Annotated in this window: 28 protein-coding genes; 14 read left to right on the top strand and 14 right to left on the bottom strand. The window is 65.3% G+C overall.

Annotation, left to right across the window (positions count from 1 at the left end):
- Positions 1-126 precede the first annotated feature (126 nt).
- The gene (locus Q8L25_RS10005; RefSeq protein ID WP_308924677.1) at positions 127-1,143 is read left to right on the top strand and encodes a diacylglycerol kinase family protein; all 1,017 of its coding nucleotides are present in this window, start codon (positions 127-129) and stop codon (positions 1,141-1,143) included.
- 18 nt (positions 1,144-1,161) lie between these two features.
- Here the strand turns inward: Q8L25_RS10005 and Q8L25_RS10010 are convergent, their stop codons facing one another.
- Both Q8L25_RS10010 and Q8L25_RS10015 read right to left on the bottom strand, forming a co-directional pair.
- The gene (locus Q8L25_RS10010; protein ID WP_308924678.1) at positions 1,162-2,424 is read right to left on the bottom strand and encodes a hypothetical protein; all 1,263 of its coding nucleotides are present in this window, start codon (positions 2,422-2,424) and stop codon (positions 1,162-1,164) included.
- Positions 2,425-2,500: 76 nt separating this feature from the next.
- On the bottom strand, positions 2,501-2,911 hold the full coding sequence (locus tag Q8L25_RS10015) for a cupin domain-containing protein (RefSeq protein WP_308924679.1): 411 nt from the start codon (positions 2,909-2,911) through the stop codon (positions 2,501-2,503).
- A 164-nt stretch (positions 2,912-3,075) separates the two neighbouring features.
- On the opposite strand from Q8L25_RS10015, the gene Q8L25_RS10020 reads away from it, so the two are divergent.
- Positions 3,076-4,044, top strand: a complete 969-nt coding sequence (locus tag Q8L25_RS10020; RefSeq protein WP_308924680.1) for an IS1595 family transposase — start codon at positions 3,076-3,078, stop codon at positions 4,042-4,044.
- A gap of 4 nt (positions 4,045-4,048) precedes the next feature.
- Here the strand turns inward: Q8L25_RS10020 and Q8L25_RS10025 are convergent, their stop codons facing one another.
- Positions 4,049-4,864, bottom strand: a complete 816-nt coding sequence (locus Q8L25_RS10025; RefSeq protein WP_308924681.1) for an AraC family transcriptional regulator — start codon at positions 4,862-4,864, stop codon at positions 4,049-4,051.
- 164 nt (positions 4,865-5,028) lie between these two features.
- Here Q8L25_RS10025 and Q8L25_RS10030 point away from each other — a divergent pair, with 164 nt between their 5' ends.
- Both Q8L25_RS10030 and Q8L25_RS10035 read left to right on the top strand, forming a co-directional pair.
- On the top strand, positions 5,029-5,610 hold the full coding sequence (locus tag Q8L25_RS10030; RefSeq protein WP_308924682.1) for a type 1 glutamine amidotransferase domain-containing protein: 582 nt from the start codon (positions 5,029-5,031) through the stop codon (positions 5,608-5,610).
- Positions 5,611-5,647: 37 nt separating this feature from the next.
- The gene (locus Q8L25_RS10035; protein WP_308924683.1) at positions 5,648-6,226 is read left to right on the top strand and encodes a FecR domain-containing protein; all 579 of its coding nucleotides are present in this window, start codon (positions 5,648-5,650) and stop codon (positions 6,224-6,226) included.
- A 36-nt stretch (positions 6,227-6,262) separates the two neighbouring features.
- On the opposite strand, the gene Q8L25_RS10040 is transcribed toward Q8L25_RS10035, so the two are convergent.
- The 5 genes from Q8L25_RS10040 to Q8L25_RS10060 all read right to left on the bottom strand — a co-directional run bounded on the left by Q8L25_RS10040 (position 6,263) and on the right by Q8L25_RS10060 (position 9,518).
- Positions 6,263-7,003 (bottom strand): MOSC domain-containing protein, encoded by a 741-nt coding sequence (locus tag Q8L25_RS10040; protein WP_308924684.1) that lies wholly within the window; start codon positions 7,001-7,003, stop codon positions 6,263-6,265.
- Positions 7,000-7,689, bottom strand: coding sequence for a glutamine amidotransferase (locus tag Q8L25_RS10045; RefSeq protein WP_308924685.1), 690 nt, complete (start codon positions 7,687-7,689; stop codon positions 7,000-7,002). The genes Q8L25_RS10040 and Q8L25_RS10045 overlap by 4 nt, the downstream gene beginning before the upstream one ends.
- Positions 7,686-8,234, bottom strand: coding sequence for a peroxiredoxin family protein (locus Q8L25_RS10050; protein WP_374694255.1), 549 nt, complete (start codon positions 8,232-8,234; stop codon positions 7,686-7,688). The genes Q8L25_RS10045 and Q8L25_RS10050 overlap by 4 nt, the downstream gene beginning before the upstream one ends.
- Positions 8,231-8,773, bottom strand: coding sequence for a carboxymuconolactone decarboxylase family protein (locus Q8L25_RS10055; RefSeq protein WP_308924687.1), 543 nt, complete (start codon positions 8,771-8,773; stop codon positions 8,231-8,233). Before Q8L25_RS10055 ends, Q8L25_RS10050 begins: the two co-directional genes overlap by 4 nt.
- A gap of 91 nt (positions 8,774-8,864) precedes the next feature.
- A complete protein-coding gene (locus Q8L25_RS10060) occupies positions 8,865-9,518 on the bottom strand; it encodes a MarR family winged helix-turn-helix transcriptional regulator (protein WP_308924688.1) in 654 nt (217 codons plus the stop codon).
- 121 nt (positions 9,519-9,639) lie between these two features.
- Here Q8L25_RS10060 and Q8L25_RS10065 point away from each other — a divergent pair, with 121 nt between their 5' ends.
- Positions 9,640-10,080, top strand: a complete 441-nt coding sequence (locus tag Q8L25_RS10065; RefSeq protein WP_308924689.1) for a hypothetical protein — start codon at positions 9,640-9,642, stop codon at positions 10,078-10,080.
- Between the two features lie 6 nt (positions 10,081-10,086).
- Here Q8L25_RS10065 and Q8L25_RS10070 read toward each other — a convergent pair whose 3' ends face one another.
- Entirely contained in the window at positions 10,087-11,172 is a 1,086-nt protein-coding gene (locus Q8L25_RS10070; RefSeq protein WP_308924690.1) for a porin, read from the bottom strand.
- Between the two features lie 10 nt (positions 11,173-11,182).
- The gene (locus Q8L25_RS10075; RefSeq protein WP_308924691.1) at positions 11,183-13,075 is read right to left on the bottom strand and encodes an amidohydrolase; all 1,893 of its coding nucleotides are present in this window, start codon (positions 13,073-13,075) and stop codon (positions 11,183-11,185) included.
- A gap of 250 nt (positions 13,076-13,325) precedes the next feature.
- On the opposite strand from Q8L25_RS10075, the gene Q8L25_RS10080 reads away from it, so the two are divergent.
- Entirely contained in the window at positions 13,326-14,021 is a 696-nt protein-coding gene (locus Q8L25_RS10080; RefSeq protein WP_308924692.1) for a YoaK family protein, read from the top strand.
- 19 nt (positions 14,022-14,040) lie between these two features.
- A complete protein-coding gene (locus Q8L25_RS10085; protein WP_308924693.1) occupies positions 14,041-17,076 on the top strand; it encodes a two-component regulator propeller domain-containing protein in 3,036 nt (1,011 codons plus the stop codon).
- Here the strand turns inward: Q8L25_RS10085 and Q8L25_RS10090 are convergent.
- Positions 17,050-17,682: a response regulator gene (locus Q8L25_RS10090; RefSeq protein WP_374694297.1), complete on the bottom strand. Its 633-nt coding sequence runs from the start codon at positions 17,680-17,682 to the stop codon at positions 17,050-17,052. The genes Q8L25_RS10085 and Q8L25_RS10090 overlap by 27 nt on opposite strands.
- 213 nt (positions 17,683-17,895) lie before the next feature.
- Here Q8L25_RS10090 and Q8L25_RS10095 point away from each other — a divergent pair, with 213 nt between their 5' ends.
- Complete coding sequence (locus tag Q8L25_RS10095) at positions 17,896-18,585, top strand: hydrolase (protein WP_065307589.1); 690 nt, start codon at positions 17,896-17,898, stop codon at positions 18,583-18,585.
- An 82-nt stretch (positions 18,586-18,667) separates the two neighbouring features.
- Positions 18,668-18,925, top strand: coding sequence for a XapX domain-containing protein (locus Q8L25_RS10100; protein WP_308924695.1), 258 nt, complete (start codon positions 18,668-18,670; stop codon positions 18,923-18,925).
- 95 nt (positions 18,926-19,020) lie between these two features.
- On the opposite strand, the gene Q8L25_RS10105 is transcribed toward Q8L25_RS10100, so the two are convergent.
- The gene (locus tag Q8L25_RS10105; RefSeq protein WP_308924696.1) at positions 19,021-19,677 is read right to left on the bottom strand and encodes a response regulator transcription factor; all 657 of its coding nucleotides are present in this window, start codon (positions 19,675-19,677) and stop codon (positions 19,021-19,023) included.
- A 51-nt stretch (positions 19,678-19,728) separates the two neighbouring features.
- Positions 19,729-20,496 carry an ATP-binding protein gene (locus tag Q8L25_RS10110; protein ID WP_308924697.1) on the bottom strand — a complete coding sequence of 256 codons (768 nt, stop codon included), beginning with the start codon at positions 20,494-20,496 and terminating at the stop codon, positions 19,729-19,731.
- A gap of 8 nt (positions 20,497-20,504) precedes the next feature.
- On the opposite strand from Q8L25_RS10110, the gene Q8L25_RS10115 reads away from it, so the two are divergent.
- Positions 20,505-20,708: a hypothetical protein gene (locus tag Q8L25_RS10115; protein WP_308924698.1), complete on the top strand. Its 204-nt coding sequence runs from the start codon at positions 20,505-20,507 to the stop codon at positions 20,706-20,708.
- Here Q8L25_RS10115 and Q8L25_RS10120 read toward each other — a convergent pair whose 3' ends face one another.
- The gene (locus Q8L25_RS10120; protein ID WP_308924699.1) at positions 20,709-21,683 is read right to left on the bottom strand and encodes an alpha/beta hydrolase; all 975 of its coding nucleotides are present in this window, start codon (positions 21,681-21,683) and stop codon (positions 20,709-20,711) included.
- Between the two features lie 202 nt (positions 21,684-21,885).
- Here Q8L25_RS10120 and Q8L25_RS10125 point away from each other — a divergent pair, with 202 nt between their 5' ends.
- From Q8L25_RS10125 to Q8L25_RS10140, 4 genes are all read left to right on the top strand, one after another.
- Positions 21,886-22,308, top strand: coding sequence for a DoxX family protein (locus Q8L25_RS10125; RefSeq protein WP_308924700.1), 423 nt, complete (start codon positions 21,886-21,888; stop codon positions 22,306-22,308).
- Positions 22,309-22,486: 178 nt separating this feature from the next.
- The gene (locus tag Q8L25_RS10130) at positions 22,487-22,960 is read left to right on the top strand and encodes an RNA polymerase sigma factor (protein ID WP_374694256.1); all 474 of its coding nucleotides are present in this window, start codon (positions 22,487-22,489) and stop codon (positions 22,958-22,960) included.
- A 43-nt stretch (positions 22,961-23,003) separates the two neighbouring features.
- The gene (locus tag Q8L25_RS10135; RefSeq protein ID WP_308924702.1) at positions 23,004-24,086 is read left to right on the top strand and encodes a FecR domain-containing protein; all 1,083 of its coding nucleotides are present in this window, start codon (positions 23,004-23,006) and stop codon (positions 24,084-24,086) included.
- A gap of 95 nt (positions 24,087-24,181) precedes the next feature.
- Complete coding sequence (locus tag Q8L25_RS10140) at positions 24,182-26,653, top strand: TonB-dependent siderophore receptor (RefSeq protein ID WP_308924703.1); 2,472 nt, start codon at positions 24,182-24,184, stop codon at positions 26,651-26,653.
- Positions 26,654-26,754: the final 101 nt, after the last annotated feature.

Genomic DNA, 26,754 nt, shown 5'->3' on the forward strand with positions numbered 1-26,754 from the left:
GCTGTGTAAGTACTGTATTGTCATCCGCTGGTCGCTTACGTACGCTAACACCCACAGCCCAAGCCAATCTCCACGTTAAGATACGTGCACGCACCGCCCCGGTGACGATGATCAAGCAACCCCGCCATGCCAACCACTGCTGTTGCACCCGACGCCCCGTTTTTCATCGCGCTCAATGCCGGCTCCGGCCATGACGAGACGGAGGAACGGCGTTCGACCATCGAGTCGGTGCTGGGCGCCGCTGGCCGGCAGTTTCATCTGACCATGATTGATGAGCCGGGCACCATCGACGAGGTCGCCGCGAGGCTGGCGCAGCAAGCTGCGGATGCTGGCGGGGTGCTGGTGGCGGCCGGTGGCGATGGCACCATCAATGCCGTGGCGCGCCAGGCGATCGCGCATGGCTGTGCGTTCGGGGTGCTGCCGCAAGGCACGTTCAATTATTTTGGCCGCACCCACGGCATACCCGAGGATTTGAGCGAGGCGGTACATGCGCTGCTCGTGGCGCGGCTGCATCCGGTGCAGGTCGGCATGGTCAATGACCGCGTGTTCCTGGTCAACGCCAGCATCGGCCTGTATCCGAAGATGCTGGAAGAGCGTGAAGTGGACAAGAAGCAGTTTGGCCGCAGCCGCCTGGTAGCGGGGCTGTCGGCCCTGAAAACCATCCTCAGCCCGCATCGCCGCTTGCGCCTGGTATTGAATCTCGACGGCAAATTGCAGCGCATGCGTACCGCTACGTTTTTTGTCGGTAATAACCGACTGCAAATGGAGCAGGTCGGCATTGCGCCACTCAGCGCCGCGCTGGAAGATGGTCACCTGGCTGCCGTGGCGCCACGCACCAAAGGCAAGCTGGGCATGTTGTGGCTGATGCTGCATGGCGTGCTGGGCCAACTGGGGCGCCTGGATCATGCCGAGCAGCTGGCCACCTTCAGTTTCAAGCACATGCAGGTGAAGGTGCGCACCTTGTCGCGGCGCCGCAAGATCAAGGTGGCGACCGATGGCGAGGTCAGCTACATGAGCAATCCGCTGGAGTTTCGCGTGCTCGATGAGCAGTTGTTGCTGTTGAAGCCTCATGCGTCACCGGTGTCCGAATCACCTCCTGGCCGGCCGCCCGCATTCGCCCCCGGACTGGTTGATATCCGTTAGCGGACGCCGCCTTGCAGCTTATTGGCACTGCAGCAGTGGTGCCCAGGTGCAGTGCTCTCGATACCATTCGGGATAAAAGATGATGACATGCTGATTCGGCGGCAAGGCAGGCAGGTTTGCTATCTGCGCTTCCATCGTCTTTCCGGTTTCGAGGTCGATCATGCCGAAATTGAAATCTGGCAAAGCCGGGTCTTGCGGAACGCGATAGTCTTTTTGCCAGAATATGGCAAGTTGGCGGCCATCGGGACTTTGTCCCATCACCGAGTAAGTGAGGTTACGGAACTTGGGCAGCATGAAGACCTCGGCTGTCCTGGTGTCGACCACGACATTCGCGTCATGATATAGCCGGTCATCCGAAAGGCGCCTTTGCTCGCCGTGGACCTCGCCGACAAAACGCGATGACCATGCCGAGCTGTCACCGCTGACAACAAACCAGCCAATATTGTTATTGCCCAGGTCCGCAGTGACCAGCCACCCGGCATTATTGCCAAGCAGATCAAGCGCCCTGAATTCCTCAATGGACCGCGTTCTGTCCCCATGCGGGTATTCTTGCTCGAACCGCAAGGCGACATGCTTGTCCTTGTGGATCAGGGTTTGATAGGTCATCGTATCCGTGCCGCCGTGTTCGTAGCGTTTCTGGCTGTAGGTCACGGTATGGTGCCTGAGGCTGTTTGCCATGCCCGGCGCCAGGCGCGGCAGCGCTACCGGCTGCGCGCATGAGAGCATGCTGCGATCCTGGTGGGCGCGGGCCAGGTTCTCGCTGTCAGTGCCTGGACGGATATCGCCGATCAGACTGGCACAGACGAAGTTGTCCGGACGCATGTAAATTTCAATAATGGTGCCATCGGCCTGCTCCACTTTTACCGGCAAGGTCGCGCGGTACCAGGTGGCGCGGCCTTCGCCGGCTATCCATTCGAGCGTGATGGAGCGTTCTTTTTTGAATGATTCCACGCTGCCAAATAGATTGGCGCTTTGATCCGGGATGCGTTCCCTTGACACGGCATGATGTCCGGTGTTGCTCAGCACCACAGGCGAGATGACTGGCTTGCCTGAATAATTATAGATGGCGTACGCACCCTTGTCGTCCGAGCTGCAGGCGCTCAATGCAGCTGCGGCGCACAGCAGCAAGATCGGGTCAGGACGCCGGGCCAGGCGCTTCATGCCAGCAACAAGCCCGCCTGATATTAAGCTCACTAACAATCCTTTCATATGGACGGCCCCGGTGTTGCCACGCAGGGCAGGTATCGTCATCAACCCCGCGACACGGCGTGCCTGGCCCATGCACATTACCCTAACACAACTCCTGTCAATGTTAATGATTGGTCAATTGTGCGGGCAAGGGGGGGTAGCCAATGCTTTAAATCCACTGATCATTCTCCACCGTCCGCTCGTCCGCCGCGCCATCGCCCGTGTTGACCACGCCGCGCGGCTCGATCAGCAGCAGCCGGGTTTCGGCGGCGGCGCCGGGCTTGTGCTCGACGCCCCTTGGTACCACCGCCATCTGGCCGGCGGTCAGCACGATGACGTGATTGTCCGCATAGCCGGGGCCGCGCAGGGCGATGTGCAACTCTCCTTTCAGCACGATAAAGGTCTCGTCAGTATCGGCATGACGGTGCCACTGGAAGTCGCCTTGCACTTTCACCACCTTGAACTGGTAGTCATTCATTTCGGCGACCACGCGCGGCTGCCAGTGGCCGTCGATCAGGTCGATTTTGGCTGACAGGTCGATCGACTGGCCCTGGCCGCGCGTGCTGGTGATAATGGACATGCTGTGCTCCGTTGAAGTGGTGATCCACTCAGAGTACGCAGGCGCCGCCAGCCCGTATTGAACGATCGTGGGTGTTTTTAAAGGGCTATGTCATCGAAAGCAGTGGGAACGCCAAGCAGTTGCTGAGGTCTAACTGATCAGGTATTTCCTTCCAGGAGCCGATCGTGGACACAGCCCAGTGGCAGATTTTCGCCCAACAATTTTCACAACTATCGCATCGCCAGCGTATTGCCAGCAGCAACTTGTTGCGCAGCGGCGCGCCGCAGGAGGCGGCTGTCTCCCTGATTGAGCAGATAGCACAAGCGCAACTGCATTGCCCCGCCTGCCAATCGACCCATTTCCACCGCCACGGCCAGGCCCACGGCCTGCAACGCTATCGCTGTGTTCCTTGTGGCAAAACGTTCAACGCCTTGACGGGCACGCCGCTGGCACATTTGCACCATAAAGAGCGATGGCTGGTTTATGCCGACTGCCTGCTCAACTCGTTTTCGGTGCGCAAGGCCGCCGCGCAAGTAAATGTCCATCGCAATACCAGCTTTCGCTGGCGCCATCGTTTTCTCGTGCTGGCCAAGACCGACCGGCCACGCTGTCTGCACGGCATTGCCGAGGCCGACGAGATGTATGTACTGGAGTCGCAAAAAGGTTCACGGCATCTGACGCGGCCGACACGCAAGCGGGGTGGGACTGCCCGCAAGCGCGGCATTTCGGATGAGCAAGTATGCATCCTGGTGGCGCGTGACCGCACCGGGCAAACCGTCGATTTCGTCACTGGCCTGGGCCAGCTGACCAAGGCCAAGCTGCACGCCTGCCTGCCGCCGGTGATCGACCGCGACATTTTGTTGGTCAGCGATGGCCATCCGGCCTATCCCGTGTTTGCCAGGGAGATCGGCATCCAGCATGAAGCCGTCAACTTGCGGGCCGGCATCCGTGTGCGCGGCACGGTGCACGTGCAGAATGTCAACGCGTATCACAGCCGGCTGCGTGACTGGCTGCGCGCCTTTCATGGCGTCGCGACGCGCTATCTGCCCAACTACCTGGGCTGGCGCTGGATACTGGACGCCAGAAGAATCTTGTCCCCCGAAAGCTTGCTCAGGGCCACCTTGGGTACATTCCCTCATTTGATGGTGACATAGCCTTTTAAAGTCTGCCGGCAAAGCGCAGCCAGCGCCCCGGCGTCAATCCATAGGTTTTCAGGAAGTGCCGGTTCATGTGGCTCTGGTCGGCAAAGCCGGCGGCCGTGGCGGCGTGGGCCAGCGTGCCGCCGGCCAGCAGCAGGCTGCGCACCAGATCGAGGCGGCGCATGGTCAGGTAGCGGTAAGGGCTGGTGCCATAAAACACGCGAAAGTCATGCGACAGGCTCCAGCGATCGCGCCCGGTGGCCGCTTCCAGTTCGCCCAATGTGACGGCGCGCGTGCAGTGCGCCTGCAGGTAATCGCGTGCGCGGCGCGCCGCAAGGTAGTCGCCTTTTTCCCGTTGCGCGGGCGTGCCGGAAACCAGCGCCAGCGCATGTGCCAGTTCGGCCAGCGCCTCGCCCTGTTCCAGCGGTTCAAGCAGCTGGCCGGCCTGCGGCAGCAGGGCGGCGGTCGCCACGGCCAGGCGCGGATCGGTCGAAATGCCGCCTTCGAGAAAGGGTAGGGCACGTCCGCCCAGCACGTCCTGGAACAGCGCCGGTTCGATATACACCATGCGGTAACGAAAGCCCTCCATGGTGCCGGCCTGGCCATCGTGCGCCTCGTCGGGGTGCAGCACCATGGTATTGCCGGGCAGGCTGTTGCGCTGGCTGCGCCGGTAGCTGAACCGCTGCACGCCGGCCAGCGTGCGGCCGATGGCGTAGGTGTCGTGGCGGTGCATGGCATAGGCTTTGCCGCTGAACCACGCTTCGATGCGTGTCATGCCTTCTACCGGTTCGGCGCACCGGACCCAGTCCTGGCGCGCTGGCGCTGCCTGCTTCATGATGGTTTCCTCTCGCTCAGGAAGACTGTACCCGCGCCACACGCGGCTGTCCACGAAAAGCCGGGACTAGGTGCGTGCGCCCACATACGCATGCCCCACCACCGGTTAAGGTAATCCTTCATGGCATGCCATTTCGCGCATGCCCACCAGCAAAGGAGCTCACCATGGCAGCAAACCTACCAGACACCCCCCTCGACGCCAAGCGTATCGCGGTATTGATGACGGACGGCTTTGAACAGGTCGAATTCACGGGACCGCGCGATTTCCTGCAGGAGCATGGCGCGGTGATCACCATCGTCTCGCCCAAGGCCAAGGGCAAGCAGGTGGTCGGCATGCATCACAAGGATGTGGGCGATTCGTTTGATATCGACCTGACCGTGGCCGAAGCGCAGGCGCGAGATTATGATGCGCTGCTGCTGCCGGGCGGCGTGGCCAATCCCGATGAACTGCGCATCGACCCGGTGTCGGTGGCGTTCGTCAAGGAATTTGCCGATGCGGGCAAACCGATTGCGGCGATCTGCCACGGTCCCTGGACCCTGATCGACGCCGAAGCTGTCAAGGGCAAGCAGATGACCAGCTGGCCAAGTCTGCAGGCCGACTTGCGCAACGCCGGCGCCGTGTGGCGCGACGAGAAAGTCGTGGTTGATGGTAATCTGGTCACCAGCCGCAAGCCGGACGATATCCCGGCTTTCAATGAGGCCTTCCTGACCGTGCTGACGCAAGCCAGGGCGGCCAGGGCGTCATGAACAACTAGTCTCCGACTTTATCCAGGCAAGCGATTCCATGAGCATCTCTCCCGACATTGAGCGCCCGCGCATCGCGGCATCCCGCAGACTGTGGCCGGTGCTTGCCATTGCGGCGGGCGCCGTGCTGGCGTGCGCCATGGGTGCGCGGGCCTGGAGCCATTGGCTGGCGCAGCCGCTGATGGTAAAAACCTGCAGCACCGCGCGCGGTGAGCAGTCCGAGGTGCAGCTGGACGATGGCAGCCGGCTGTGGCTCGATGGCGCCACCCGGCTCGAAGTGCGTTACTACCCGTATCGCCGTGAAGTGACGCTGTTCGATGGGCAAGCCCTGTTTTCCGTCGAGGACGATGCCACTCGTCCTTTCCAGGTAAGGGCCGGGCCACTGCGCGCCACTGTGACTGGCGCGCGCTTTGCCGTGCGCCATGCGCCGGATGCCGCGCACCATGAACAGGTGCGCGTCGCCGTCGAGCTGGGCAGGGTGCGGGTGGACAATGTGACGGCCAAGTCCGCGGACCATGCCGTGCAGCTGACGGCCGGCCAGCAGGTGTGGGGCACGGCGCACGGCGTGTCGTCCGTATCGCTGCTCGCTGGCGCCGACGTGGCGCCGTGGCGCTGGTGATGCCCAATTGATTGCGCACCGCCTGGCCATGCGCCATCAGTTCCGAGTCGGCTGCCGTGGCGTCGCCGTGTGGTGGGCGGGTTCGACCAGCCGGCGCGACCAGTCCTCCAGCGCGCCCGTCTGCACGCGGCGCGCAAACGTGGCGCGCCAGTTGGCCGTCAATGCGTCGATGGCCGCCGCCTCTTGCCACTCCTGCGCCAGCCCTGGCGCCTGCGGATCGACCGGGAACAGCGCCGCGATCAAGCGCCGCAGCGGCCAGCCGGGGCAGGGCCGTTCCAGCAGGTCGAAGCGGTCGCCGGGCGCCAGCCAGCCTTCCTGCAGCACGCGGTAATACCAGCCGGTGGCGCCAGACATTTGCATCGCCAGCGCGGCGCCGTCCGTGCGCAGCAAGCGGTTCAGCTTCCAGCAGGGCTGGCGGCCTTGCGACACCTGCACGATGGCCGTGCCCGCGCGGTATATGTCACCGATATGCACGTTCGCTTCCGTCATGCCATGCGTCGATACGTTCTCGCCAAAGGCGCCCGCCACCAGCGCCACCGGACTGTCGTGGTGACACGCCTGCCACCACGCGTAGTGCTCGACGGCGTAGTGATGCACGGCTTTTTCAGGGCCGCCGTGATACACCGCATCGCCCTGTTCATCGCCGGCCAGGCCATTCCTCGACAGCCACAAGGGGCTACTCTGCGCCGTCTTGACGATACCGCTGGCGACAGGCGGATAACCGTCGCGCGCCAGTGGCGCCGCGCGGCCGGTAAACAGCGTGTCGATCACGCTCACGGCGCCAGCTCGCGTAGCCAGTCTTGCAGCACGGCTTGGCCCGCTTGCACCAGGCGTGGGCCATGCTGGCGCGTGTCGGCGCGCAGCTGCGCCAGGTCGGTGCCGGCCTGCCGCAGTTCCACCGCGTGACCCGTCAGCCACTCTTCCAGCATGGCCGGATCGAATTCCACGTGACACTGCAGGCCCAGCGCATGGGTACCGATGCGAAACGCCTGGCAGGGCGTGGGCCCGGTATGCGCCTCGGCCAGCAGGGCGGCGCCGGGCACGATATTGTCGCCATGCCAGTGCAGCACCGGCACGCCGCGCAGGTGTTCCAAAGAACCGGCGCCGGGCGCGATGGCCAATGGCGACCAGCCGATTTCCATGGCGCCGCTGGCAAGCACCTGGCCGCCCAGCGCGACGGCCATCAGTTGCGCGCCCAGGCAGATGCCCAGGGTGGGCTGACGGTGTGCCAGGCGCAGGGCGATGCCGTCGATTTCGGCGGCCAGCCACGGATAGCTGGCCACGTCAGCCACGCCGATCGGGCCGCCAAGGATCACGATCAGGTCCGTGTCGCGCCACTCCTCGATGGTCAAGGGCGCGGCGCCCGCATGGCGGTAGCCGATATCGTAGCCGGCCGTCGCCAGGGGCTGGGCAAAGGCGCCCAGGTCTTCGAAGCGCACGTGGTACAGGGCGATGCATTTCATGCCGATTCCTTTGTAATGAGGCAAGCGCCATCGTCGCAGTTTGACGCAGTTGAAATTGCCGGCGTTTCGGCCACCAGCCGGGCCACCAAGGCGCCGGCCTGCATGTCGTCGACCATGCCGAACAGGCTGTGGCGCAGCACGCCGTGACGGTCGAACAGCAGCAAGGTGGGCGTGCCGCGCAGCCGGTAGTTTGCCATGGTCAGTGGCACAGGTCCCGTTGGCGATGGCTGATCGATGGCGACCGGAAAATCGATCCGGTATTCATGCAGGAAGACCTGCAGCGCCGCCGACGTCATCACCGCATGGTGCTCGAATACCGAGTGCAGGCCCAGCACTTCCACCTCGTCGCGGGCAAACGCCTGGCGCAAGCGCTTCGCTTGCGGCAAGCCGTGCGACACGCAGCCGGGGCACAGCATCTGGAAGGCGTACACCGCCACCACCTTGCCGCGCAGGGCGGCAAGGCTGACGGGACCCTTGGCGTTGAGCCAGGCCGCGACCTCGAATTCGGGCGCGGCGCTGATGCTGCTCAAGGTCCCGGCGCTCATTTGGCGCGCAGCTTGATGTGCGGGAAATCGAGCGGCACGTCGAACGCCACATTCACATAATTGGTGAACAGATTCAGCGCCACATGGGCCATGATTTCCATGATCCCGGCGTCGTCAAAGCCGGCCGCGCGCAGGGCGTCGACATCGGCCGCCGTGATCTTGGCGCGCTGGCGCACCACCGTGACGGCAAAGTGCAATGCGGCGGCGGTTTTCGGGTCGTGCGACTGGCCGGCCTGGGCCGCAGCCATCTCTTCGCTGGAGGCGCCCGCCTTGCGGCCCAGCGCCGTATGGGCAGCCAGGCAGTAGTGGCAGTCGTTCTGGTCGGCGATGGCCACGGCGATCTGTTCTCCCAGCTTGGCGCCCAAGGTGCCGCCGCCCAAGGCGCCAAACGCGCCCCACATGCTGGCCAGCGCCGCCGGGGAATTGGCGACGGCGCGGAACATGTTCGGCGTGGCGCCAAAGGCGGCGTGGATGTGCGCCAGCACGGGTTGCGCCGCGGCGCTGGCGTTCTCAATGGTAACGAGGTCGATACGGGACATGGTCATTCCTTTCAATGGGCCGTGAGAAACATGAAAAGGCTGGCCGCCCTTCCTTTTCAATAGGAGTCCTAAATATAATGCTCAAAAAAAATCAGGCAAAAATTTCCCAGTTGCGCCGCTCGGTGGCCGCATCGGTTGGCTGGTGCTCGGCGCAATCGATGCGCAGGAACGTGATCGGCAGCGGCGCCTTGACCAGCGCGCAATGGTGCGGCGTGGGCTGGCCGGGAAACTTGTTCGCTTCAAAATAACGGCATGACAGGCAGGCGCGCAGGGCGGGAAAACGTTCGCTCTGTTGCAGCTGCGCGATCAGCTTGAACAGGCCCACCAGCAACTGGCCCTGCACCTGCGCTTCCAGCGCGGCGGCGGCGTCGTCGGCAAAGCCCAGCGCCGAACCCATGCGCGTCACCAGTTCCTTACCTTGATCTGTCAGCCACAAGGCGCTGGCGCGGCCGTCGTCCGGAGCACGCGCCTTGCGCACCAGGCCTTTACTCACCAGCGCGGTGACCGAATCGCTGGCGCTGGCCGCCGACACGGACAGCTGCGCCGCCAGCCACGACAGGCGCACGCCTTCGGTGCGGTCGCTGAGCAACTGCAATATCTCGGCCTGGGTGGGATTGAGATGCTCGGCCGTGGCAAACTCCCACATGCCGGCCCGCAACACGCTCGAGACGCGGCTGATCGCGGCGATAATGCGGGCCGAGATGTCCGGAGTGCTGTCCCAAGGGGTTTCAGGTGTGATGTCCATGGAGGAATCATAGCACGGCAAAATAATAAGTAAAGAGTCCTAACTAAATTTGTGGTGAATCCACACAGCGCCTGCGCGCTAGAATATTGCCTTGTCCTTTACCCTGAACGGAGCCACGCCCATGCCCCACAACCTCCACCAGTACCTGACTTCGCTGCCTGACGACGATGGCGATACGCCGCCCGTGGTCGATCTCGATCTCTACTTTGCCGGCAATGCCGATGAAGAGTCGATCGCGCCGAACCAGTGGGGCTATGGCCGCCCGCCGATCGCGCAGCTGTATGCGATGTTCCGCGAGATCGCGGCCAGGCCGGAGGTGGAAAAAGTGCTGGTCGGCCTGCACCAGGACTGGTGCGATTATGACGAGGCGGACGTGGCCGCGAAACGCTTTCCGCCGGCGGAAAACGTGCACATTTTTACGTCCGCCAGCCAGGAAGAAGTCGAGCGCTGGATCGCCGGCATGGAAGCCGACGGCGTGATTCCCGGCTGGCCATATGGCAAGCCGGGCAATGCTGCCGAGCCGTCAACGGGCTACAGCGTGTTGTCGGTCTGCTGGGACTGACCCGGCTCAGAAATTGTGCCGCATGCCCAGCACCACCCCCGACAGGGTGGCCCCCGGCGTATCTGCTGCGCTGCCCAAACTGTTGATGGCAAAGTCGGCCACGCCGTTGCGGCCGTTGTCGAGCCGCGTGTAGTAGGCGAACAGGCTGCTGCGTTTCGACAGCAGGTAGTCGTAGCCGACTGTGGCGTGGGTGGCGCCGGTGCCCGGCCCCGCGCGCACGGTGCCGATGGTATCGACCGCGCTGCCGCTGGCGCTTTGCGCATGTGCCAGGCCGAAGCGCAGGCCGTGGCGGCCGAACTGGCGCGTGGCCGAGACATACACCGTGCGCCGGCGCAGGTCTCCCGTCGCCGTTTCATAGCGCAGGCTTTCCACCGCTGCCGCCAGCTGCGTGGCGCTGTCGACGCGCCAGGCCAGGGCCAGCTTGCTGCCACGGTCGCTCAAGCCCCGCCCCTGGTAGTCGTGATGGTCTTCATGCGCCAGGGTGGCATACCACGCGCCGCTGTCGTACAGCAGGGCGGCGGACATCAATGACGGCCGCGCGCCGCTGGCCGGGCGTTCCTCGCCCATGCCGCGCGCCACCCGCAGCGACCAGCCGGCCCAGGTGGGCGTCCAGTAATGCACGCTGTTCTGCTGGCGCCGGTCGAAGGAATACGTGTTGCTGGTATTGCTTTCGGTCGGCGCCGAGCCGTTGCCCATCAGGCTCATGTAGCCGGCCGTGGTGGGATAGAACGGATCGAGCGCGGAGGTGGCGCTGTTGTAGGGCAGGGTCCAGTTGCCGCCAAACAGCGTGCCCCACGGTCCCTGGATGCCGACGCGGGTATCGCGCGCGGCAATGCTGCCCGCGCCGGTGTCGGGCGACAGCGTGCCCTCGACCTGGAACAGCGCCTGCCAGCCGCCGCCCAGGTCTTCCGTGCCGCGAAAACCGAGCACCGAACGGTTGTTGGACAGCCGCTGTACATTGTCGCCGGTGCCGGACGAGTGCAGCGCTTCGATGCCGACGTTCAGGCGGCCATACAGCTGAACATTTTGCTGTGCGGCGGCCGGGAAAGCCACCGCCAGCGCGCCGGCGGCGAGCAGATACATGCGCATCATGCGGCGGGCCTCAGAAGGCAAAGCAGCTGCAGCCCAGCGCGCCCCAGAAGCCCGAATGGCTGGAGACGGGCACGGAACTCTTGCGCGCCACGTCGTGCGCGTGGGCGTGCACGCCGCAAGCGCCCTGGCACTGGTGCTGCTGCAGCACGCTGGTCTTTTGCGGCGGTGCGTTGCGGTAGTGGCCGGCCACGTTTTTCACCGGCGACCAGTCCGGCAGTACGGGAATCGCTGGCGGCGCCAGGGTCGTGAATTCGGACTGGCCGTAGACGATCTTGCCGCCGACGATGGTCAGCACGGATTCGATCGACTTGATCGCTTCTTCGTCGATGCTGAAGAAGTCCGCGCTCAGTACCGCCAGGTCGGCCAGCATGCCTTCCTGGATGCGGCCTTTTTTGTCCTTCTCGTTCGAGAACCAGGCGCTGCCGGTGGTCCACAGTTCCAGCGCCGTGTCGCGCGACAAACGCGACCCCGCGTCGTACAGCCGCAGGCCGCCCACGGTGCGCCCCGACACCAGCCAGTACAGCGCCGTCCACGGGTTGTAGCTGGCCACGCGGGTGGCGTCGGTACCGGCGCCGACCGGCACGCCCGACTGCAGCATGCGCTGGATCGGCGGCGTCAGCTTGGCCGCTTCCGCGCCGTAGCGGTCGACGAAATATTCGCCCTGGAAGGCCATGCGGTGCTGGATCGCGATGCCGCCGCCCAGCGCCTTGACGCGGTCGATATTACGCGGCGTGATGGTTTCGCAGTGGTCGAACATCCAGGTCAGGCCGTCGAATGGAATCTCGCGGTTGACCTTTTCAAACACGGTCAGCATGCGGTCGATCGACTCGTCGTAGGTGGCGTGCAGGCGGAACGGCCAGCGTTTGCTGACCAGATGGCGCACGACTTTTTCCAGCTCGTCGTCCATGCCGGGCGCCAGGTCGGGGCGCGGCTCCAGGAAGTCTTCGAAGTCGGCCGCCGAGAACACCAGCATTTCGCCGGCGCCGTTGTGGCGGTAGTAATCGTCGCCCTGGCCCGGCGTGACCATCTCGGTCCACTTCTGAAAATCTTCCAGTTCGCGGCCCTTGTTCTGCGTGAACAGGTTGTAGGCGATGCGGATGGTCAGCTGATTATCCTTGGCCAACTGGTCGACCACGGCGTAATCTTCAGGGTAGTTCTGGAAGCCGCCGCCGGCGTCGATGGCGCTGGTCAGGCCCAGGCGGTTCAGTTCGCGCATGAACTGGCGCGTGGAGTTCACCTGCAGTTCGCGCGGCAGGGTCGGGCCCTTGGCCAGCGTGGCGTACAGTATCATCGCGTTCGGGCGGGCGATCAGCATGCCGGTCGGGTTGCCGGAGGCGTCGCGCACGATTTCGCCGCCCGGCGGGTTCGGCGTGTTCTTGTCGTAGCCGACCACGCGCAAGGCGGCGCGGTTGAGCAGGGCGCGGTCGTACAGGTGCAAAATGAAGACCGGGGTGTCGGGCGCGGCCGCATTGATTTCTTCCAGCGTCGGCATGCGTTTTTCGGCGAACTGGAATTCGTTCCAGCCGCCCACCACGCGCACCCATTGCGGGTTCGGCGTGCGCAGCGCCTGCTCCTTCAGCATGCGCAGCGCGTCGGCCAGCGAGGGCACGCCTTCCCAGCGCAGTTCCAGGTTGTAGTTCAAGCCGCCGCGGATCAGGTGCAGGTGCGAGTCGTTCAGGCCCGGAATCACGGTGCGGCCGTTCAGGTCGATCACGCGGCTGTCGGGCGTGCGGTGGCGCATGACTTCATCGACGTCGCCGACGGCCAGGAACTTGCCGTCGGCAATCGCCACGGCGCTCGCTTGCGGGCAGCTCTTGTCGACCGTATGGAAGCAGCCGTTGAACAGGATCAGCGGGGCTTCTTTCGACGGCGCGCCGGTGGACGGGATAGTTTGTGCGGTCATGGTGCAGCTCCATGGTAGGTAAAGAGGGGCGGATCCGCGCGCAATACAGGCGCGGCAGGCGATAATCTCGTTACCCAGTGTAGTAGCGCAGCGCGGCTTTTGCACGGGCCAAAAGATCAGTAAGGCGGCAGGAACTGGACTAATGGGTGGTGTGCCGGCGCGCCGCCTGTTTTACCATGCAGGCATGCCGCAGCGGCCTTGCCGGCCGCCGCGTTTTTCACAGTATGTCAGAATGCAGGGAGTTATCACCATGGATCAACCACCACACAGCCGCCTGTTCGGCGCCAGCCTGGGCTTTTTGGCCGGCTACGTCGACACGCTGGGCTTTATCGCCCTGTTCGGCCTGTTTACCGCCCACGTCACGGGCAACTTCGTGCTGATCGGCGCGGCCCTGGCCGACCCGTCGCGCGTCTCGATTCTGCTCAAATTCCTCGCTTTTCCCGCTTTTGTCATCGGCGTGGCCGTCACGCGCCTGATGGTGCTGGCGATCGACCGCCGCGGCGGCCCGTCGCTCACCCTGGCGCTGATCCTGCAATGGGTGCTGCTGGCCGCCTTCATGGTCTTCGGCTGCCTGGCCGAGCCGATCGGCAAGGACGTCAGCGACATGGCGATGATCGCCGGCCTGCTGGGCACGGCCGCGATGGGTGTGCACAGCGCCACCAGCCGCCTGCTGCTGGCGCATCTGGCGCCGACCTCGATGATGACCGGTAACGTCACCCAGATCGTGCTCGACACGGTCGACGTGCTGCGCGGCGCGGCCGACGCCTCCACCAGCGCGCGCTGCGTGAAAACCCTGTGGCCGTTGGCGGCGTTTGCCATCGGCGCGATCGCCGCCGCGTTTGCCTATCTGGCCTACGGCTTTATCGCGCTGGCCGTGCCCCTGATCGTGCTGGGCGCCGTGATCCTGGTGCAACGCAGCGTGCGCCCGGCCTTGCCGGCGGCTTGACCATGTAAGGTGCGCGGCCATGCGTTTGTTCCTGCTGTGCTTGACCCTGATGCTGGCCAGTCCGTTCGGGCTGGCGATCGATGCCGCGCGCGGTATTCATCAGTTGCAGCACAGCAGCTGGACCGCCAGGGACGGCGCACCGGACGACATCACCGTCATGGCCCAGGGCCATGACGGTTTTTTGTGGCTCGGCACCCATGCGGGCCTGATCCGTTTCGACGGCTTGCGTTTCGAACCCCTGGCCGTGCGCCAAGGGCGCTTCCCCGATACGGTGGTGCTGGCCATCAGCCGCGCGCGCGACGGCGGCATGTGGGTCGGCTGGCAGGTGGGCGGCATCAGCCATGTCAGGGATGGCGGGGTGACCAATTACGGCGAGGCGCAGGGCCTGCGCGCCGGCACCATCTGGGGTTTTGCCATCGATGGCGCGGGCGCCGTGTGGGCCGCCGGCGCCAGCGGCGTGGCGCGCTTCGACGGTGCGCGCTGGCAGATGATGGGCCCGGGGCAGGGCTTTACGGCGCAAAAGGCTTCGGCCGTGTTTGCCGGCCGCGATGGCCAACTGGGCGTGTTTTCCGAACAGGGGCTGTTCCTGTGGCGCCCGGAAGAACGCCGCTTCGCGCCGCCCATCGGCAAGCTGGACCTGCGCGCGCCGCCGCAGCAGGGACCGGACGGGCGCCTCTATCTTCTGGAACTGCGCGGCATCCGCATCATCGACTCGCTGGCGCAATACGAACAAATCACCCACCCGTGGATCTACCGCGATACCAGCGGCACCAGCGGCAGCATGCTGGTCGACCGCCAGGGCACCCTGTGGTTCGACAGCCAGCATGGCCTGCACCGCACGCGCAGCAGCGGCACGCTGGCGCCCGGCGCGCTGGGCATCAGCGGCGACACCGAATCGTTCCTGCCGAAAGATGGCCTCGGCAATGAGCTGATCGGCAGTCTGTGCGACGACAATGAAGGCAATCTCTGGGTCGCCACCGCCGCAGGGCTGGACCGTTTTCGCCAGGGCGCGGCGGTGCCCCTGCGCGGGGGCGCCGGGCCGGGCCAGCCCGAAGTCTTTCGCGCCCAGCAGGTGCTGGCCGGGACGGACGGCGCCATGTGGCTGTCGCGGATACAGCCGTCATCGACGCTGATGCTGGTGCGGCCAGACGGCGCCAGGGTGCGCTCCTTCGCGCTGCCGCCGGTATCGAACATGATGGCGGCGCCCGGTGGCCTGTGGCTCAGCCTGTCCAGCGAGCTGCAACTGCTCGACACGGACAGCGGGCGCGTGCTGCGCCGCGTCGCCTATCCGCCGCAGGCGCGGGCGATCGGGCGCACGCGCGCCATCGCCCTGGCGCCGGACGGCGGCATCTGGGTTATTTTCAGCAGCGGCGGCCTGTTTCACTACCGCGATGGCGCATGGCGGCGCGAACCGCTGCTCGATGGCAAACTGAGCTCGCCACTGACGCTGCTGGCGGACACGGCCGGCCGCGTGTGGCTGTCGTATGCCGACGGCAGCGTGGCGATGCTGGACAAGGGCACGCTGCACCGTTACGAGGGGCAAATCGGCAAAGTCCCCGCCTTCTTTGACGATGCCGGCCAGGTGTGGGCGGCCGGCGAACATGGCGTGGCGCTGTGGCGCGCCGGCCGGTTTGTCATGTTGCATGGCCTGGACGCAGCCGCCTTCGAGGGCGTGGTGGGGATCTTGCGGGCGCGCGACGGCAGCCTGTGGCTCAACACGGCCAACGGCGCCGTGCAGGTGGCGGCCAGCGAAGTGGCGCGGGCGCTGCGCGATCCGTCCTACCGCATGCGCACGCGCGTGTACGACGCCACCGATGGCGTGGCGGGCAAGCTCGGCATGCTGCACAGCCAGTCGATCGCCGAAGCGAGCGATGGCAAGCTCTGGTTTTCGCGCCAGAGCGTGACTTTCTGGATCGACCCGCGCCAGCCACCGGCCACCTTGCCGGCGCCGCGCGTGGAGATCGGCCCGCTGTCGGTGGATGGCGTGGCGCTGGACGCCGGCCATGAGCACCTGCCGGCCGGCACGCGCGACCTGCAATTGACGTACAACGCCAGCAGCCTGGGCACGCCGTCGCGGCTGCAATTTCATTATCTGCTCGACGGCTATGACCGCCACTGGCACAGTGCGGGCAGCCGGCGCCAGGCGCAATACACGGGCCTGGGCCCGGGCAGTTATCGTTTCAAGGTGCTCGCGTTCAATGGCGACGGCGTGGCCAGTCCCGTGGCGGAACGGGCGTTCCGGGTGCTGCCCGCGTTCTACCAGACCTGGTGGTTCCGCACACTGTGTGCGCTGGCCTTGCTGGCGGCGCTGCATGCGGCGTTTCGCTGGCGCGTGCGCCGCCATGGCGCGCTGCTGCGGGCGCGGCTGGAGGCGCAGCAGGCCGAACGCGAACGCATTGCGAGGGAATTGCACGACACGTTATTGCAGGGCACGCAAGCGGTGATCCTGCATTTTCATAATGCCAGCATGGCCTTGCCGGCGCACGAACCGGCCAGGGGCGGCATGCTGCGCGCGCTCGACGCGGCCGACCGCATGCTGGCCGAAGGGCGCGACCATGTGCAGGAATTGCGCAGCGGCGACGCTGACGGTGAGCCGTGGCCGGCGGCCCTGCGGCGCGAGGGCGAGCGCCTGGCCGCGCTGCATGGCGTCGCCTTCCACTATCTTGAAAACGGTACGGCAAGCGCGCTGCCGGCGGCCACTCGCCACGAGATCGGCCGCATCGCCGGCGAAGCGCTGCGCAATGCCTTTGTGCATGCGCGCGCCGCGCTGGTGGAGCTGGAGGTGCGCCATGCGCGCGGCATGGCGCAGGTCGATGTGCGCGACGATGGCACCGGCTTGCCGCCGGCGCTGGCGGCGGGCGGACAGGTGGCGGGCCACTGGGGCCTGCCCGGCATGCGCGAGCGCGCCGCGGCAATCGGCGCCAGGCTGGAGTTGATCGAGCGCGAAGGCGGCGGCACCCACTGGCGCTTGCGCCTGCCGCGCAATTGGCTGCAATGCTGGAAGCTGCGCTGGCGCCGCCGAAGCCGATCAGGTATCGAGGATGCCGCGCCGTAGCGCGATGGTGACCGCGTGCGTGCGGTCCTTGGCGCCCAGCTTGGCCAGGATGGTGCTCATGTGAGCCTTGACGGTTTCTTCCTTGATCGAGAGCAGGGCGCCCGTCTCGCGGTTGGAATTGCCTTGCGCAACCAGCCGCAGCACTTCCAGTTCGCGGTTCGACAGCACGTCGGCGCAGGCGTAGCGCGCCATCTCGGCCTCGGCTTCGGGCGCAATATAGCGCCGGCCCGCATGCACGGCCTGTATTGCCGCCAGCAATTCATGGCGCAGCGAACTTTTCAGCAGATAGCCGCACGCGCCTGCCTGCACGGCGCGCCCGACCAGGGTGTCGCCCTTGTAGGTGGTCAGCACGATGATGCGCGCCCGGGGATGCTGCACGCGGATGGCGGCGATCGCGTCGAGACCGGTCATCACCGGCATTTGCAGGTCCATCAGGGTCACATCCGGCTGCAGCGCAAGGAACTGCTGCACCGCCTGCTGGCCATTGCCGGCCTGGCCCACCAGTTCCACCCCCGGAAAGGACTGCAGCAGGGTGGCGATGCCGTCGAGCAGCAATTGATGGTCGTCAGCAATCAACACGCGTATCGCCTGGCTGTCGCTGTGCATCGTGCTGGCCGTCATGGAGGATAAATCGATCAAGAGTCGTCAATAAATAGTGAGTGAAAGGCATTTTACATCAGGGCTTGCCACGCTGCAGCAGCGGCTTCCCGGCGTGGAAAAAATCGCCCGCCTATAACTTTAGATAGTGGTGCGCAAGGCTGGCCAGGCATACGATAGGCAGCAGTAACCCACCCCACATTTTTTATTACGGATGCCATCATGACCAACCCTAAACTCGAAGTCCTTACCCCCGACAACTGCCAGATCATCTTTATCGACCAGCAGCCGCAAATGGCCTTCGGCGTGCAGTCGATGGACCGCCAGGCGCTGAAAAACAATACCGTGGGCCTGGCGAAAGCCGCCAAGGTGTTCAACATTCCGACCATTATCACCACCGTCGAAACCGAAAGTTTTTCCGGCCACACCTACCCGGAACTGCTGGACGTGTTCCCGGGCAAGGATATCCTGGAACGCACGTCGATGAACTCGTGGGACGACCAGAAAGTGCGTGACGCGCTGGCCGCCAACGGCAAGAAAAAGGTCGTCGTCTCGGGCCTGTGGACGGAAGTGTGCAACAACAGCTTCGCCCTGTGCGCGATGCTGGAAGGCGACTATGAAATCTACATGGTGGCCGATGCGTCGGGCGGCACCTCGAAAGAAGCGCACGACTACGCCATGCAGCGCATGATCCAGGCCGGCGTGGTGCCGGTGACCTGGCAGCAAGTGCTGCTGGAATGGCAGCGCGACTGGGCGCACAAGGAAACCTATGACGCCGTCATGAAGATCGTCAAGGAGCACTCGGGTGCCTACGGCATGGGCGTCGACTACGCCTACACCATGGTGCACAAGGCGGCACAGCGCACCACCACCGAGCACACCACCCTGGCGCCGGTTCCTGCCAACAAGTAAGCCTGCAAGCAATACCCCCGCTGTCTTTGCCGCCGCGCCCGATCCCGTGCGCGGCGGTTTTTTTTATCAAGAGGATTCAATCATGAAACTGTATGTGATCTCGCTGGCCGTCGGCCTGCTGGTCGGCATTATTTATGCCGTGTTGCAAGTACGCTCGCCGGCGCCACCGGCGATCGCCCTGATCGGCTTGCTGGGCATGCTGATCGGCGAACAGATCGTGCCGAGCGTCAAGCGCCTGATGGAGGGCGAGAAGATCACCGTGTCGTGGCTGCGCAGCGAGTGCGTGCCGAAGATCAGTGGCGTGGAGGCGAAGCCGAAGTCTGAAGACAAGATTGTTTGATTGAACCCCTAACGGCGAAATGCCGGGGTCGGACGGGGACGCCGAGTCCCTGAGGGTCCGACCACAGATCTTGTTTTGGGCTAACTATGTGAAGATTAAAACGCCCCCAGCAACCCCCGCTGCGAGGCCACCGTCGCCGCCTCGGTGCGGCTGGAAACGTTGAGTTTCGACAGGATATTGTTCACGTGGAATTTCACCGTGCCCACCTCGATGCCGGCGCTGCGCGCGATCATCTTGTTGCTCTTGCCGGCCGATAAATGTTGCAGGATGTCGAGTTCGCGCTTCGACAGGCGGTTGGCGTCGATGCGCTCGGCCAGCTGGGCCGCCAGTTCGGCCGGCAGGTATTGCTTGCCGGCCGCCACGGTGGTGATGCAGTCGGTCAGCTGCTTGAAGCCCGAGGCCTTGAGCAGGTAGCCGCGCGCGCCGGCGCGCAGGCCGCGGTGCACGTTTTCCTCGCCCTGGTAGGTGGTCAGGATGACGATGCGGGCGTCGGCGTCGAAGGCGCAGATATGTTCGATCGCCTGCACGCCGTTCATTTCCGGCATGTTCAGGTCCATCAGCACCACGTCGGGGCGCAGGCGCTGGTACAGCTCGAGCGCCTGCTGGCCGGTGGAGGCCTGGCCCAGCAGGCGAAAGCCCGACATGGAATTGATCAGCGAGGCCAGGCCCGCCAGGATCAAGGGATGGTCGTCGGCGATCAGGATGGAGATCGGAGTATCGCCCGGCGCTTCGGTGTAGTCTGTGTTTTGCATGGTCGTGCTTTCCTTCAGGGTGCGCCCTTGCGGGCGCTGTGCAGCGCGGGGTCAGGGCGACGGCACGGTAAAGTGGAAGATGGCGCCGCGCCCCTTGGCCGCTTCGTGCCACAGGCGGCCACCATGCGCTTCGACGATGGCGCGGCAGATGGCCAGGCCCAGGCCCATGCCGTCCGGCCGGGTCGAATACAGGGCCTCGTAGATGCGCGCCGCCGCCTCGGGCGCGACGCCTTCGCCGCTGTCGGTCACGCTGAACCGCAGCATGGCGCCATCGCGCCGCGACGACAGCACCAGGATGCGCGGATGCTCGCCATTGGCGCGCATGGCGTCGACGGCATTCGTCACCAGGTTCATGATCACCTGCTGCAATTGCACCCGGTCCGCGCGCACGGCCTGCTGGCCCAGGGTCAGTTGTGTGTCGATGGCGATACCCTGCTGTTGCAGCTCGGTGTGCAGCAACAGCAGCACTTCCCTGGCGGGGTCGTCCGCTGGGAAGGTGGCGTGGGCGCCGTTATTCTTGCAAGCCAGGCAGCGCAGGCTGCGTATCATCGCGCTGGCGTGGTTGCCGGCGCTGGCGATAATCGACAACGCGTCGCGCACATGGTCCAGGCGCGGCGGGTCCTGCTCCAGCCAGCGCAGCGCGGCGCTGGCGTTCAGGGCGATGGCGGCCAGCGGCTGGTTCACCTCATGCGCGATCGAGGCGGCGAACTGGCCCATGCTATTGATGCGCGCCGTGCGCGCCTGCTCGGCCTGGGGCGCGCTGGCAGTGGCAGAGCGAGGCGCGGCCTGGTACAGGATGCTGGCCATGGTGTCAGGCAAGGCTATGGATGGTGGTGCTGCGGCGGCAGACTGAATGGGCGTTCATCGTGAAGGTCCTGTCGGTCGTTGCGGCCGATGCCGCGATCACACCGAGTATGCATGGACTTGCCGGCAATGCGGTTATACGAATGGGGGAAAGGTCGATGTTTTTGCGGCATATCAGCCGCAAGATGGCATCGCCGGCGGCCGCCAGCGATGCGGTCAAGCAATGATCAGGATTTGATAAAGGCCAGCAGGTCTTCGTTCAGGCGATCCTTGTGGGTGGTTGGCAGGCCGTGCGGCGCGCCTTCATAGATGATCAGCTTGGCGTTCTTGATGATCTTGGCCGACGCCTTGCCGGCGGCGTCGATCGGCACGATCTGGTCGTCGCTGCCGTGCACCACCAGGGTCGGCACGGTGATTTTCTTCAGGTCGGCCGTGTAATCGACTTCCGAGAACTGCTTGATGCAGTCATAGGCGTTCTTGATGCCGCACTGCATGCCTTGCAGCCAGAACGTGTCGCGCTGGCCTTGCGTGACTTTCGAGCCCGGGCGGTTGGCGCCATAGAACGGGCCCGACAGATCCTTGAAGAATTGCGAGCGGTCGGCCAGCACGCTGGCGCGGATGCCGTCGAAGACCGACATCGGCAGGCCACCCGGATTGCTTGGCGACTGCACCATCTGCGGTGGCACGGCGCCCACCAGCACGGCCTTGGCCACGCGTTTTTCGCCATGGCGGCCGATATAGTGGGCCACTTCGCCGCCGCCGGTCGAATGGCCGACCAGGGTCGCGCCCTTGATGTCGAGCGCGTCGAGCAGGGTCGCCAGGTCGTCGGCGTAGGTGTCCATGTCATTGCCCTGCCAAGGCTGGCTCGACAGGCCATGGCCGCGGCGGTCGTGCGCGATCACGCGGTAGCCGTGGCTGGCCAGGAACATCATCTGGTCTTCCCAGGCGTCGCCCTGCAGCGGCCAGCCGTGGCTGAAGACCACGGGCGTGCCGGTGCCCCAGTCCTTGAAGTGAATCACGGTGCCGTCCTTGACGGTGATGCTGTTGACGGTCTTGCCAGCGGCGGCGGTGGCGGCAGGCTTGGCTGCGGCGGCAGCGGCGCCGCCGGTGGCCAGCAGGCCTGCGCCGGCGGCAACGCCAGCGACACTGACCAACAGTTTGCGGCGCGAGGTGATTTCTTCGGCTTCGATTTTCTTGGACATGGTGTTTCCTTCTGAGTGGGGTGGGTTACTTTGCACAGCGTGGACCAGTGTAGTGGGCCGCCAGGCGAAAAGCTCCTGCCAAAAGGCCAGTCGCCGCGCGCTTTTTCACCCCCCGGCGCTGGCCTTTTGGCAGGGGCAGGACGTGCGGCCGCTGCCTATGATGGACAGTCATGGCGCGTGGCGCCTTTCCTGGAGCAAGACGATGAAACCATCCCCCTGGCCGGCAAGACTGATCGGCCCTTTTACGCCTGACGCCGGCCTGCTGTTCGCGCGCGTGACGGGCGCGCTGCTGGTGCTGCACGTGCACGGCCTGCCCAAGCTGCTGCATTTTTCCGACGAGCTGGCGCATATCGACGATCCGCTGCACATGGGCCGCGCACTGACCCTGTATTGCGCGCTGTTCGCCGAACTGGTGTGCCCGGTGCTGGTGGCCGCCGGCCTGTTGACGCGCCTGGCCACCTTGCCCTTTCTGTTCCTGCTGCTGGTGTCGATGCTGCTGGTGCATCCGGACTGGAGCATCGCCGACGGCCAGTTCGGCTGGCTGCTGATCATCGTCTTCGGCACGATTGCCGTCAGCGGCGCGGGCAAGTATTCGGTCGATGCGCACTGGCGCCGTGTGGCGTAAGGCTGACAACAGGATTGCCAAACATCTATCATTCATCCATAATGAGAATGACTCTTATTCACAATTCGTGATCAGGGTCGCATGTCCCGCTCTTTTCAGTGAAGGACAGCAACTGTTCCTTCTCTGACTGGGGTGTGACGTGGATGTCCGGCACTACAACGAATTACTGGGTTTTTTCATGCATGCGGTCAGGGACTGGCACGAGGCGCAGGACCTGGTGCAGCAGACTTTCGAGCGCATGCTGTCGAAGCGCCAGGCGGGCCGCCATATCGAGAATGTGCGCGCGCTGCTGTACCAGATCGCGCGCAACCTGCTGGTCGACCGTCACCGCCACCTGAGCGTGCGCCTGCACGAGGGCGAGGAAGCCTTGCTCGACTATGCGGCCTTGCCCGCCTGCCAACCGGAGATGGTGTATGCCGGCATGCAGCGCGTGCGCATCCTGATCGCCACCATCGAAGCCTTGCCGCCGCGCTGCCGGACCGCCTTCGTGCGCCATCGCATCGACGGCCTGTCGCATGCCGAAGTGGCCGAGGAAATGGGCATCAGCCTGAACATGGTGGAGCGCCATGTGATGCTGGCCGTCGCCGCCTGCCGCAAAGCGCTGGGCGAAGAGGCGCGCCGCAAGCAGGCTGGCCCTGAAGCGATGGCGTGAGCGCCTGGCCGCCGGCGTCGCCACTGGCTGCCGCTATAATCCGATGATGAGCAAGCACCCGCCCAAGCAGCCTTCCCCTTCGTCCGCGCCGGACGAGGACGAGGCCTTGCTCGATGAACTGTCGCCCCTGGAATTCGATGCGCTGCGCTGGTCGGTGCGTGTGGCCGACGGCCTGGACGACGAGGCGCAGGCGCGGTTCGAGGCCTGGCTGGCCGCCACGCCCGGGCATCGCCGCGCTTACCGGGAGATGACGGGCGTATTCGACGCCGTCGATGCGCTGCCAGCGGACGCCGCCGCGCACCTGAGCACGCGCGTGGTGCTCGATAAAGTGTCCTCGTTGCCGGCGCCGGTGGTGTCGGTCCGGCCGGCGCGGCGCGCCTGGTTGCCGCAGGCGCTGGCCGGCGCGGCGCTGCTCTTGACGCTGGGCGGTGGATGGGCCGGCTGGCAGCACTGGCAGAGCCTGCCTGTGTTCAGCCAGCATTACGCCAGCGCGCGCGGCCAGCAGCTGGCGGCCGACTTGCCCGACGGCAGCCGGCTGCAGCTCGATACCGCCACCAGCGCCGACGTCACCCTGTACCGCCAGCGGCGCCAGGTGGTGCTGGCGGAAGGCCAGGCCCTGTTCCAGGTGCGGGGCGACCGGGCGCGCCCGTTCGACGTGCTGGCCGGCGCGGCCCGCATCACGGTGGTCGGCACCCGCTTTTCAGTACGCCATACGCCAGCGAGCGGCGACCATGCGGTGCGGATCGCCGTGCTGGAAGGCAAGGTCAAGGTGCAGGGCGCTGGCGCCGCTGGCGTCGTCTACCTGGTGCCGGGCCAGACCGTCAGCGCCGACGCCCAGGGCCATCTCGGCGAGGTGACCGGCATGCCGATTGACGCCATGGCTTCCTGGCTGGGTGGGCGGCTCGGTTTCGACAACGTGCCGCTGGCCGAGGTGCTGGCGGAACTGGCACGCTATGGCGACAGCGGCCTGCGCCTGGGCGATGCCGCCGCCGGGCGCCTGCCCGTCACCGCGAATATCGACCTGGGCCATCTCGACGGTTTTGCGCGCAGCCTGCCGCTGGTGCTGCCGGTGCGCCTGCAGCGCGATGGCGATGGCAGGCAGGTGATCAGCAGCACGCTCAAATAATTTTAATCTGCACATCAGGGTTATGCATCCTGATTCGTCTTCTCCAGGCACGGTGCGCTGTCGCGCCACCACCCACTACCTTTGGAGAAGAATTCATGCCCTTGTCACGACCCCGCACGACCCTCGCGCCACTGGCGCTGGCGATCGCCATGGCGCTGGGCGCCGCCCCCCACGCCTTGGCGCAAGCAGTTGCCGGCCAGGAGGCCGTGATCGAACTGGCGATCGCCGCCCAGCCACTGGCGGGCGCGCTGGGCGACGTGGCGCGCAAGGCCGGCGTGACGCTGGTGGCCGCGCCTGCCTTGCTGGCCGGCCGGCAGGCACCCGCCGTTTCCGGCAAATTGACATTGCGCCAGGCACTGGACCGGCTGCTGGCCGGCAGCGGCCTGATGGCCAATATCGACGCCGATCACCGCGCCGTGACGGTGGTGCCCGCGCCGCGTCCTGGCGCGCCGGAAGCGACCATGGCACCCGTGCTGGTCACGGCCCGTGCCGACGCCGCCACCGAAAACAGCGGCTCCTATACGGCGCGCCAGGTCACCATCGGCAAGACGGCCCAGTCGCTGCGTGAAACGCCGCAATCGGTGACGGTGGTCACGCGCCAGCGCATGGACGACCAGAACATGGTGTCGGTGGCCGACGTGATGCTGCAGACCACCGGCGTCAGCGCCCAGGAACGCAATTTTGGCCACGTCGTCTACAATGCGCGCGGTTTTTCGATCAGTAACTTCCAGGTCGATGGCGTGCCGCGCGGCGACTACGGCGGCATCGGCATCGCGCCCGACCTGGCCATTTTCGACCGCGTGGAAGTGCTGCGCGGCGCGCCCGGCGTACTGGTCGGCAATGGCGACCCCAGCGGCACGGTCAACTTCGTGCGCAAGCGCCCGACGGCTGAAAAACAGATCAACGCCGTGGCGCGCGCCGGCCGCTGGTCCAATTACCGGCTGGACGTGGACGCGGCCGGCCCCCTGAATGACAGCGGCTCGCTGCGCGGGCGCGTGGTGGCCGCCTACGAGCGGCGTGAAACGTGGATCGAGGGCACCGACATCGATGTGCCGCTGCTGTACGGCATTATCGAGGCCGACCTGGGCAAGGACAGCATGCTGACCCTGGGCGCGCGCACCCAGGCCTATCACCAGGATGGCGGACGCTGGGTCGGCGGCTTGCCAAGTTCGTCGGACGGCAGCGACCTGCAATTGCCGCGCTCCACGTCGCTGGGGCCGTCCTGGACCAGTTTCGACGCCAGGGCGAACGAAGTCTTTGCCGAGTTGTCGCATCGTTTCAACGATGACTGGCAGTTCAAGCTGAACGCCAGCCACATGCGCAGCGAGCGCCAGGACAAGGCCCAGCGCCGGCTGGGTTATGTTGTCCCTGCCACGCTGACGGGCATGCTGCTCAACGCCGTCGACTATGGCGATGTGGATTACAGCAATAGCGGTCTCGATGGCCAGGTGACGGGCAAGTTTTCGGCGCTGGGCCGCCAGCACAGCGTGATGGTGGGCGCCAACTGGCAACGCGACAAGACCCTCAGCCACAACGAACGGGCGACCTATGCCACGGCGCTTCCCGTCAACTTCAATCGCTACAATCTGGCCGGCGTGGCCGAACCCGTGCGTCCGGCCCGGGGTCCGCTTTACCACAGCCTGACCACCACGCAGGGCGTGTACGGCAATCTGAAACTGAGCCTGGCCGAGCCGCTGAGCCTGATACTGGGCGGGAGGGTCAGCTGGTACGATTACAAGCAGGTCAACCAGACCAGCGGCCAGGTCACCAGCGCCTACAAGCAGAGCCAGGAAGTGACGCCCTTCGTCGCCGCCCTCTACAGCTTGAACCAGGAATGGTCGCTGTACGGCAGCTACACCGATATCTTCAAGCCGCAAAGCAGCAACTATACCGCCAGCGGCAAGCCGCTGGCGCCTGCCATCGGCAGCAACCATGAAGCGGGCGTGAAGGGCGAATTGTTCGGCGGCCGGCTCAATGCGTCGGCCGCCGTGTTCCGTACGGTGCAGGACGGCCTGGCCGCCACCGACCCGCAGTTTCCGGTCAGTTGCCCGGGCACGCCGGCCACGGGCGGCTGTTCGATCAATGGCGGCAAGGTCAGGAGCGAAGGCTTCGAGGCCGAGCTGAGCGGCGAAGTGCTGAAGCACCTGCAGGTCTCGGCCGGCTACACGTATACCACCGCAAAATATGTGATCAACCGCGACGCCAGCGGCAAGCCGACCCGGTACGAAGGCGCGGCCTACGGCCACGACTACAATCCGCGCCATATGCTGCGCCTGTGGACCTCGTACCAGGCGCAAGGCGCGCTGGCCGGCCTGCAGGTCGGCGGCGGCGTGTCGCTGCAGTCGGAAACCTCGACCATCGACGACTACGCGCCGGTCGGCCCCGTGCTGCGCCAGCAAAGCGGCTACGCCGTGTGGAGCGCGATGGCCGGCTACCGCCTGTCGCCGCACTGGCATGCCACGCTGAACGTGGCCAATCTGTTCGACAAGCATTACTACCAGGGAGCCTATCAGGGTTGGTACGGCGCGCCGCGCAATGTTACCCTGACCTTGCGCGCGCAGTTTTAAACTGCGCACAGCATGCTTGATGTAAATCAAGCGTGCCCTTGTTTTTTGAGCATGCTGGTATAGTCAAAGCAGCCAGCCGCCCAGTCTTGGCAGGGCGGCGC

Source organism: Janthinobacterium sp. J1-1 (assembly GCF_030944405.1).
Classification (GTDB): domain Bacteria; phylum Pseudomonadota; class Gammaproteobacteria; order Burkholderiales; family Burkholderiaceae_D; genus Janthinobacterium.

Excerpts from the sequence above, each read along its gene's own strand:
- Q8L25_RS10005 (WP_308924677.1), top strand. The coding sequence starts at position 127 with ATGCCAACCACTGCTGTTGCACCCGACGCCCCGTTTTTCATCGCGCTC.
- Q8L25_RS10010 (WP_308924678.1), bottom strand. The coding sequence starts at position 2,424 with ATGGGCCAGGCACGCCGTGTCGCGGGGTTGATGACGATACCTGCCCTG.
- Q8L25_RS10015 (WP_308924679.1), bottom strand. The coding sequence starts at position 2,911 with ATGTCCATTATCACCAGCACGCGCGGCCAGGGCCAGTCGATCGACCTG.
- Q8L25_RS10025 (WP_308924681.1), bottom strand. The coding sequence starts at position 4,864 with ATGAAGCAGGCAGCGCCAGCGCGCCAGGACTGGGTCCGGTGCGCCGAA.
- Q8L25_RS10030 (WP_308924682.1), top strand. The coding sequence starts at position 5,029 with ATGGCAGCAAACCTACCAGACACCCCCCTCGACGCCAAGCGTATCGCG.
- Q8L25_RS10035 (WP_308924683.1), top strand. The coding sequence starts at position 5,648 with ATGAGCATCTCTCCCGACATTGAGCGCCCGCGCATCGCGGCATCCCGC.
- Q8L25_RS10045 (WP_308924685.1), bottom strand. The coding sequence starts at position 7,689 with ATGAAATGCATCGCCCTGTACCACGTGCGCTTCGAAGACCTGGGCGCC.
- Q8L25_RS10050 (WP_374694255.1), bottom strand. The coding sequence starts at position 8,234 with ATGAGCGCCGGGACCTTGAGCAGCATCAGCGCCGCGCCCGAATTCGAG.
- Q8L25_RS10055 (WP_308924687.1), bottom strand. The coding sequence starts at position 8,773 with ATGTCCCGTATCGACCTCGTTACCATTGAGAACGCCAGCGCCGCGGCG.
- Q8L25_RS10060 (WP_308924688.1), bottom strand. The coding sequence starts at position 9,518 with ATGGACATCACACCTGAAACCCCTTGGGACAGCACTCCGGACATCTCG.
- Q8L25_RS10065 (WP_308924689.1), top strand. The coding sequence starts at position 9,640 with ATGCCCCACAACCTCCACCAGTACCTGACTTCGCTGCCTGACGACGAT.
- Q8L25_RS10070 (WP_308924690.1), bottom strand. The coding sequence starts at position 11,172 with ATGATGCGCATGTATCTGCTCGCCGCCGGCGCGCTGGCGGTGGCTTTC.
- Q8L25_RS10075 (WP_308924691.1), bottom strand. The coding sequence starts at position 13,075 with ATGACCGCACAAACTATCCCGTCCACCGGCGCGCCGTCGAAAGAAGCC.
- Q8L25_RS10080 (WP_308924692.1), top strand. The coding sequence starts at position 13,326 with ATGGATCAACCACCACACAGCCGCCTGTTCGGCGCCAGCCTGGGCTTT.
- Q8L25_RS10085 (WP_308924693.1), top strand. The coding sequence starts at position 14,041 with ATGCGTTTGTTCCTGCTGTGCTTGACCCTGATGCTGGCCAGTCCGTTC.
- Q8L25_RS10090 (WP_374694297.1), bottom strand. The coding sequence starts at position 17,682 with ATGCACAGCGACAGCCAGGCGATACGCGTGTTGATTGCTGACGACCAT.
- Q8L25_RS10095 (WP_065307589.1), top strand. The coding sequence starts at position 17,896 with ATGACCAACCCTAAACTCGAAGTCCTTACCCCCGACAACTGCCAGATC.
- Q8L25_RS10100 (WP_308924695.1), top strand. The coding sequence starts at position 18,668 with ATGAAACTGTATGTGATCTCGCTGGCCGTCGGCCTGCTGGTCGGCATT.
- Q8L25_RS10105 (WP_308924696.1), bottom strand. The coding sequence starts at position 19,677 with ATGCAAAACACAGACTACACCGAAGCGCCGGGCGATACTCCGATCTCC.
- Q8L25_RS10115 (WP_308924698.1), top strand. The coding sequence starts at position 20,505 with ATGGTGGTGCTGCGGCGGCAGACTGAATGGGCGTTCATCGTGAAGGTC.
- Q8L25_RS10120 (WP_308924699.1), bottom strand. The coding sequence starts at position 21,683 with ATGTCCAAGAAAATCGAAGCCGAAGAAATCACCTCGCGCCGCAAACTG.
- Q8L25_RS10125 (WP_308924700.1), top strand. The coding sequence starts at position 21,886 with ATGAAACCATCCCCCTGGCCGGCAAGACTGATCGGCCCTTTTACGCCT.
- Q8L25_RS10130 (WP_374694256.1), top strand. The coding sequence starts at position 22,487 with ATGCATGCGGTCAGGGACTGGCACGAGGCGCAGGACCTGGTGCAGCAG.
- Q8L25_RS10135 (WP_308924702.1), top strand. The coding sequence starts at position 23,004 with ATGATGAGCAAGCACCCGCCCAAGCAGCCTTCCCCTTCGTCCGCGCCG.
- Q8L25_RS10140 (WP_308924703.1), top strand. The coding sequence starts at position 24,182 with ATGCCCTTGTCACGACCCCGCACGACCCTCGCGCCACTGGCGCTGGCG.